This window comes from Actinomycetota bacterium, assembly GCA_013152275.1.
In the GTDB taxonomy this organism is placed as follows: domain Bacteria; phylum Actinomycetota; class Acidimicrobiia; order Spongiisociales; family UBA4744; genus BMS3Bbin01.
Window position 1 is genome coordinate 1 of record JAADGS010000076.1, and the last position, 7,347, is coordinate 7,347.

Annotated in this window: 7 protein-coding genes; 6 read left to right on the forward strand and 1 reads right to left on the reverse strand. The window is 64.8% G+C overall.

Annotated elements, in window-relative coordinates; all coding sequences use genetic code 11:
- Positions 1-472: 472 nt before the first annotated feature.
- Complete coding sequence (locus GXP34_12530) at positions 473-2,944, forward strand: penicillin acylase family protein (GenBank protein NOY56791.1); 2,472 nt, start codon at positions 473-475, stop codon at positions 2,942-2,944.
- Positions 2,945-3,303: 359 nt separating this feature from the next.
- Here GXP34_12530 and GXP34_12535 read toward each other — a convergent pair whose 3' ends face one another.
- Positions 3,304-3,762 carry a DUF4111 domain-containing protein gene (locus GXP34_12535; GenBank protein NOY56792.1) on the reverse strand — a complete coding sequence of 153 codons (459 nt, stop codon included), beginning with the start codon at positions 3,760-3,762 and terminating at the stop codon, positions 3,304-3,306.
- A 204-nt stretch (positions 3,763-3,966) separates the two neighbouring features.
- Between GXP34_12535 and GXP34_12540 the strand changes: the two genes are divergently transcribed.
- The 5 genes from GXP34_12540 (at position 3,967) to GXP34_12560 (ending at position 6,938) form a co-directional block, all read left to right on the forward strand.
- Positions 3,967-4,680 carry an MFS transporter gene (locus GXP34_12540; GenBank protein NOY56793.1) on the forward strand — a complete coding sequence of 238 codons (714 nt, stop codon included), beginning with the start codon at positions 3,967-3,969 and terminating at the stop codon, positions 4,678-4,680.
- Positions 4,632-5,180, forward strand: coding sequence for an MFS transporter (locus GXP34_12545; protein ID NOY56794.1), 549 nt, complete (start codon positions 4,632-4,634; stop codon positions 5,178-5,180). The genes GXP34_12540 and GXP34_12545 overlap by 49 nt, the downstream gene beginning before the upstream one ends.
- A gap of 276 nt (positions 5,181-5,456) precedes the next feature.
- On the forward strand, positions 5,457-6,071 hold the full coding sequence (locus GXP34_12550; GenBank protein ID NOY56795.1) for a TetR/AcrR family transcriptional regulator: 615 nt from the start codon (positions 5,457-5,459) through the stop codon (positions 6,069-6,071).
- Positions 6,068-6,313, forward strand: a complete 246-nt coding sequence (locus GXP34_12555) for an AraC family transcriptional regulator (GenBank protein NOY56796.1) — start codon at positions 6,068-6,070, stop codon at positions 6,311-6,313. The genes GXP34_12550 and GXP34_12555 overlap by 4 nt, the downstream gene beginning before the upstream one ends.
- Before the next feature lie 4 nt (positions 6,314-6,317).
- The gene (locus GXP34_12560) at positions 6,318-6,938 is read left to right on the forward strand and encodes a hypothetical protein (protein ID NOY56797.1); all 621 of its coding nucleotides are present in this window, start codon (positions 6,318-6,320) and stop codon (positions 6,936-6,938) included.
- Positions 6,939-7,347: the final 409 nt, after the last annotated feature.

Here is a 7,347-nt window from a genome sequence, read left to right on the forward strand (position 1 = left end):
CCCGACCCAGAACTGGCCAACGGCCTCCACACAATCCGGTGCGACATCGCCGGCGAACACCTCTGCCCAGGTCCACTCTTCCCAAGCCACAATGCCCGGCTCTCACAACGGCACACGACAAGGGAATGTCGGTCTTCCGCATGACCACCAATGGCTTCCCCATCGCGACACCCACAAGAGCGCACCTTGCCGCGAGTGCCACCTTTGACGCTTCGCACCACTCCGATTCCCATGTCGGCCACCCGGCCCCCGCCCGATGACCTGCCGCCTGCCAGACCTCGAACCGGAAACGCCGCGTCCCGGTCGAGAACGTCGTGATCGCCCCTCTGCACGGCTTCCACCGGGCGTGGTCTCGGACGAGGACACCGACCGCGGGGCTCGTGGGATCCATGAACAAAAGTGAGCATTCTCCCGGCTCGGCCATCACAACGATGTCTAGGCTGCAAAGGCGAGCTACCTGGGAGGGGCAATCGTGAAACGCACCTCGATCATTCTGTTCTTGACATTCCTTCTCGTCATCTCTGGGACTGCCGTGGCGGCGGGAATGCCACCCGCCCATCGGGGACCGGACAGCGGCACGGTGACGATCGTCCGAGACGACTACGGCGTCCCACACGTCTACGGGTCCACGATCGAATCGCTCTTCTACGGCGTCGGCTACGCGCAGGCGCAAGACCGCCTCTGGCAAGCGGACATCCTCCGGCGTCTCGGGACCGGGACCCTGGCCGAGTTCTTCGGCCCCGCATCGGTAGCCGGCGACATCCAATCCCGGAAACTGTTCGGTCCGCCCGAACGACGTGCGGCGCTCTACGCCGGAGCATCACGCGACTCTCGAACGATGTTGCAGGCGTTCGCCGATGGGATGAATGCCTGGATCGATGAGGCGACCGCCAACGGTCGGCTCCCGGTCGAATACGGCGCCTTGGGGCTGACTCCGCGCCCGTGGACCGTCGATGACTCGATCGCCACGTTCATGCTCCTTGCAAGCCAGTTCGGCTGGTTCGGTGGCCAAGAGCTGGACAACGCCCAGATGCTCAACGATCTCGTGGCCGACAACGGTCTGTCGGAAGGCGCAGCGATGTTCGCCGATACACACTGGTCGCACGACCCGGACGCTCCCACGACCGCGCCCGCCACAGGAGCGATCGGCACGGTCCGGCACGGTGCAGGCCCTCACGCCATGATGCCACGCGGAATCGGCGGAGCCGCCGCCGAGTTCGAAGCCGGTCGACAGGCTTTGAAGAACAACCTCGACATGGCAGGGATACATCCGGGTCCGGCTTCCAACGCCATCGTTCTGGCACCCAAACTGACCACGGACGGCCACCCGCTCCTGTTCGGTGGGCCCCAGATGGGCTACTCGGTCCCGCAGATCAACCACGAGATCGGCATCCACGGTGCAGGGTTCGATGTGACCGGGATGGAGATCGCCGGCTGGCCGGGCACACCCATCGGAGTGGGCCGCGACTACGCCTGGACCCTCACGTCGGGATTCACCGACAACACCGACATCTACATGGAGACGGTGAATGGCGCCGGTCAATACCTGTTCGAAGGTGATTGGCTGAATTACGACTGCCGCACGGAAACGATCGGCGTGCGTTCCGCGCCACCAGTCGATACCGAGATATGCGAGTCGATCCACGGCCCGGTGATGGGAACCGCTCCCGGTCTGGCGTTCACGCTCAAGACTCCGACCCGTGGAGAGGAGATGAACAGTCTCACGGCGTGGACCGACCTGGGAAGGGCCCGTTCGATCGGCGACTTCGAGGAGTCGCTCACGAAGATCGCCTACAACTTCAACGTCCTCTACGCCGATGCCCGCGGCAACATCGCCTACTGGCACATCGGATCCATCCCGATCCGGGCAGACGGTGACGATCCTTGGCTGCCCCACGACGGTACCGGCGGCGCCGAATGGCAGGGATACGTCCCCTGGGACGAGATGCCCCACGCGCTGAATCCGGAGCGAGGCTGGATGGCCTCGTGGAACAACAAGCCCACACCCGGATGGGAGAACACGGTCGCCGGGTTCGGGACCTTCGGACCTGTGCATCGAGTCAACACGCTGTTCAACCTGCTGGAACAGATCGAACCCAACAGTGCCGACATGGCAACGTTGAAATCGATCAACAAAACGGCTGGATGGACTACCGACACGCCGTCGGGGAGTGCGAAAACCGTATTCGTCTCGACGCTCCTCGATGACCTGCTGGCTCATACGGATACCGGCGCCGACGCCCGGTTGCCCGGGATCGTGGCGATGCTCGACGGATGGGACTGGTCACAGGTCGACGCCAACGGCGACGGTGTCTACGACAACCCGTCGGTGGCCGTGTTCAACACCTGGTGGAAGACGCTGGTCTCTCAGATCTTCTCCGACGATCTGGGTTCCAATCTCGACGGCAACGTGGCCGGTAATCTGATGGCCCGTCTGCTGGATGACGATCCGGCCGTTCCGCTCCTTCACGACTATCTGAATGGCGAATCCGTAACGGACGCGGTCACCGCCGCTCTGGTCGATACCCTCGACGAGCTGAGTGTCGCGTACGGATCGACGGACACCGGTACGTGGCTACAACCGGTGGCCAAGATCCATTGGAGTCCCCTCGGTGTGGGAACGGTACCGGACACCATCTGGATGAACCGGGGCACGTACAACCAGATCGTTCACCTTGGAAGAGGGGCGCGCATGTACGGCGTCAACGTGATCGCTCCGGGACAGAGTGGCGATCCCTCCAGCCCCCACTTCTCCGATCAACTGGCCTTGTACGCCTCGTGGACCTACAAGCCGATGATCCTGGACCGTCAGGATCTGAGGGGACACACCGAGTCGGTCACCGTCCTGCGCACCCCGGGGGACTGGCGCCCTGTTCGGCGTCACGGCAGCGGCGGTTTCGATGCCGGCGCCGGCCACTCCCGGGCTTTTGGTGGGATGAATTGACAGGTCCTGACCGCCAACCGGCGTTGAAGTGACGAACGAGCCCTCTGGGATCGCCCCGAAGGCAGCCCAGAGGGCTTGTTCGTGGACACGGAGAGCCAGATCGGCGCATAACACCGGGGGTGGCTCACCGGCCGACGAGCCACCCCCGGGAGCACTTGGACGGCAAACGCCGGGCGTCCAGGATCCGGCGGCACTGCTTCCGGCAGGACAGGCCGGCGCGTTGGCCCGCGTCGCACAACGCCGATCCACCGCGGAGGGCCCGCCGCCGAGAAACTGAACCGGTCCGGGTTCATCGGAGCCTCCGGACAACCTGGAGCCGTTCGGCGGGCCCCGCCGATCAGCCGACGGTGCGCGCCCAGTCACGGAACTCGAGGAGACGGCTGCGGTCCCACGCGTTGCCGTGGGTAGGTCGTTTGGCCACACTCACGGACGCCGACGATCGGTAGCCAGGCAAGACACTGTCGGATGAGGGCGTGGTGGACGGTGGGGACCCGATCCAGCGCCCACAACGCCGCTTCCTCTTTGCTCGGCACCAGCTCTGGTCCACGGTCGAGAACCATGAACACGCGGCACGCATTGAGCACTCCATAGAACAGAGTCGCAAGGTGATTCTCGTCTTGGAGGATCCAGAGGAGATCGTCACGTATCGAGTCGAGGTACGCCTCTTGTGGGATCGGCCCGAAGACATTGCCGATGTCCTCGCCGATGATCGATTCCGAGAACCCCGGACACAAGCCGATGATCGCACATGTGCGGCACGGAATGCGCCCGATCGCCGATTGACGGGCAAGTGGGGAGCACAAGACCCACACGTCCACCGTCGGCACGTGCGCGCCCGAGCGCTCGAACGGCCGTAACCGGCCGGGAGTCTGCCGAGTAGTGCAGGTGCGTGGATCGGCGGACGGTCGCATGGATGCGCGCCGGAATCGGCTGGCTGCACCGTTGACACGACCCCGCAAGTGATCACCCGCTTCCGGCTGTTGCCGTCCGGCCGAGCACGGCTCCGGGTTCTATCATGCGACATGGCTCTCCCGGAAGCGTCGTCTCGCAGATCGGGATGGATCGTGCCGTTGTCGGCCACCGTGATGGTCGGATTCGGCGTGATTCTCTATGGATTCTCCGTCTATGTCACCGATCATGCGGCGGGGGCGGAGTTCTCGAAGACCGTTCTGTCGGTCGCGTACGGAGGTTCGGTGTTCGTGGGGGGCCTCCTCGCCCTTCCGGTGGGGCGGTATGCCGACAGGCACGGGGTACGGGCGGTGGTCGGGGCAGGAGCGCTGCTCGGTTCTCTGGGTCTGATCGTCTTCTCGATCTCGAACCAGGCGTGGCAGGTCGTCGCCGCGTGGTGGGTGCTCATCGGACCTGCTCAGGCCATGATCTATTACGAACCGGCCTACGTCGCGATCAACCAGTGGTCTTCCGTCCGCGACCGTGCCCGCGTGCTGGCCACCGTCACGTTGATCGGCGGTCTGGCCGGCATCGTGTTCATTCCGCTCGCCGAACGGTTGGTGACTGTCCTGGGCTGGCGTCCGGCGGTTCTCGTGCTGGGGCTCGTGCTGCTCACCGTTGGTGAAGCCACCGCCCTGTTCGCCCTGCCACGGCGGCCGGAGCCGCGATGGCGTCCGAGGAGGGAATCTCGATCTCGGGACTCTTTCGGGACCGCAGGTTCGTGCTGTACACGGCGGCGATGGCGGTCACGTTCATGGCCGCCCAGGGAGTCATCGCCCATCGTTTGACCCGCTTCGAAGAGGTCGGCTTCTCGCTGGCAACGGTTGCACTGTGGGCGGCCATCGCTTCGGCGATGAGCCTGCCCGGCCGTTGGATAGCACCCATGTTGGCGGCACGGTTCGGAGCGACACCGGTCCAGGCGGGTATCACCCTGATCGTGGCGCTCGGTGTCTCGTTGATGTTCAACGGCACACAGTGGTGGCAGATGGTTGGCCATTTCTCGTTGTTCGGCCTGGCATTCGGTGGGCTTCTCCCGTTGCGCGCCATGGTCATGGCCGATTGGTACTCGGGGCCCGCCTACGGACGGATCATGGGCACCCAATGGACCATTGCCGTACTGATCGGCGCGACCGGCCCTGCCCTCGTAGGCGTCTTGCGCGACGCCACCGGTGACTACCAGGCGTCGATCGTGCTGCTCACGGTGCTGCTTCTCGTAGGCATGGTGGCGATCGTGGCCGCCGGCCGGGCAAGACCCGGCATCGCAAGCGCACACGGCCGGGTCTCGTGACGATGAGGCGCCCTCTTTCGATTGATGTCGCGCCGAACGGCCCGCCCGAGAACACGCGGCGCGCGCCGGTCGCAGAGCACGACCGGACGAAGGCTGGACCGGCCCGGGGCTGGGACGTTCGGATGTTCTCCCGGGTTTGGTGGAGGCTCATCCGCCCACCGATCCACGTCCGGCGGCGCCATGCTCGATGCGGCGGCGGATTCCCCCTGGACATCTCCTACCAACCGACATATGCTGAGTGTCTACTCAGTGAGTTAGTACTCACCAAGGAGAGGGATGGACGGGCAGGCCGGTACCCGCAGCGAGAGGAAGCAACAGACTCGCCTGCTGCTGATCGAGGCGGCCCATGACCTGATGGCCGAGAGGGGCATCATCGCCACCCGCACCATCGACGTTGCGGAACGAGCCGGGGTGGCCCACGGGACGGTGTTCGTGCACTTCGCGACCAGGGAGGATCTGATCGCGGCGGTCGTGGGCGTGTATGCGGGACGGATCGCCAAACGTCTGCACGAGTTGGCAGGCGAGGAAACGACGGTACGCGCCGTGCTGACCGCTCATCTCGCGGGACTCGCCGAGGACGAAGCCTTCTACTCCCGCCTGGTGATGGAGGGCCCGCTGCTGCCGCCCTATGCCCGCGCCACGCTGCTGGGAATGCAATCGGCGATCTCCGCCCACCTGGCCAAGGTGGCGAAACAGGAGATGGAAGCCGGTGAGGTCCGGCGTATGCCTATCTCCCTGCTGTTCAACACTTGGCTGGGGCTCGTCCACCACTACGTCGGGGGGCGGGAGCTGTTCGCCCCCGGACAGTCGGTGGTGGAGCGGTGGGGACCGACGTTGCTGGATCACTACCTGGGACTGCTACGTCCCGACGGACAAGGAGGAGAAGTATGACGACGACCCAATGCATCTCGTGTGGAATGCCGATGAGCAAGCCCGAAGACCACGCCGCAGGCGACCCGACCAAGGACTACTGCCTGCACTGCGCTCGCCCCGACGGCACGATGCGGTCGCGAGAGGAGACTCGCGAGGGTTGGACCGCCTTCATGGTGAAGACCCAGGGCATCGACGAGACCGCCGCCCGCCAGGCGGTGGAGGAGATGATGGCAAGGTTGCCGGCATGGAAGGAAACCTGAGTACATGCCCAAGCTCGACCTGAAGAAGGAGTACCGCCGCTTCTACAACCCCTCTGCCAAGGAATGCTCGATCGTCGACGTGCCCGAGATGCAGTTCCTGATGATCGACGGTTCCGGCGACCCGAACACGTCGAGCGCCTACCGGGAAGCCCTCAAGGCTCTCTACGCGATGTCGTACACGCTGAAGTTCCTGAGCAAGAGAACCGAAGGTATCGACTACGTGGTCATGGCTCTCGAGGGCCTGTGGTGGTCTGACGACATGGCCGGGTTCTCGATGGATGACAGAACGGCGTGGAAATGGACGTCGCTGATGATGCAGCCCGATCACATCACCGCCGCCCACTTTCAAGCTGCGATCGAAGAGGTGAGCCGGAAGAAGGACCTGCCGGCCCTCGACCGGATGCGTTTCGAGCCGTTCAGAGAGGGCCTCTCCGTCCAGATCATGCACATCGGCCCGTATGCCGAGGAAGGCCCGACCATCGCGCGACTCCACGAGTTCGCCGCCGAGCGCCGCTACAGCTTGCGGGGCAAACACCATGAGATCTACCTGAGCGATCCGCGCCGAACGGCACCCGAAAGGTTGCGTACGGTGATCAGGCAACCGGTCGAGGCGGTGTCCGAGTAGGCGACCGGCCCGCCCCGGGGAGACTGGGTTGGCCAATCGTGGCGATCGCCCGCCATATGGGTTTTGAACGCAAGACGATCCCGAGGTATCCGGCCGGTGAACGACGGCGGGTGCGCCACCAGGAGTCGGATCCGTTCAACCGCATCGAGAAGAGCGTATGCCGACGCTTGGCTGATGACTGGCGCGTACGGACGACCGTGTTGTCCGACGAGGCGAAGGCGTTGGGGTATCCCCGCGGCCATCCGGCGTTCAGCCGGCAGCAGTGGGACCGGGGACTGCGGCCGCACATCGGTGCGTACGGGCGGGTCGGGGCGGCCGGTGTCGTGTTGTGTGGGCTCCGGTCAGGCGATCGTCACACCGGCATCCAGGTAAACGTCCTGAATCGCGTTGAGCAGCTCCACACCCTCGG

What these genes read in the sequence shown, in the direction of transcription:
- GXP34_12540 (NOY56793.1), top strand. Translation starts at nt 3,967, where the DNA reads ATGGCTCTCCCGGAAGCGTCGTCTCGCAGATCGGGATGGATCGTGCCG.
- GXP34_12545 (NOY56794.1), top strand. Translation starts at nt 4,632, where the DNA reads ATGGCGGTCACGTTCATGGCCGCCCAGGGAGTCATCGCCCATCGTTTG.
- GXP34_12550 (NOY56795.1), top strand. Translation starts at nt 5,457, where the DNA reads ATGGACGGGCAGGCCGGTACCCGCAGCGAGAGGAAGCAACAGACTCGC.
- GXP34_12555 (NOY56796.1), top strand. Translation starts at nt 6,068, where the DNA reads ATGACGACGACCCAATGCATCTCGTGTGGAATGCCGATGAGCAAGCCC.
- GXP34_12560 (NOY56797.1), top strand. Translation starts at nt 6,318, where the DNA reads ATGCCCAAGCTCGACCTGAAGAAGGAGTACCGCCGCTTCTACAACCCC.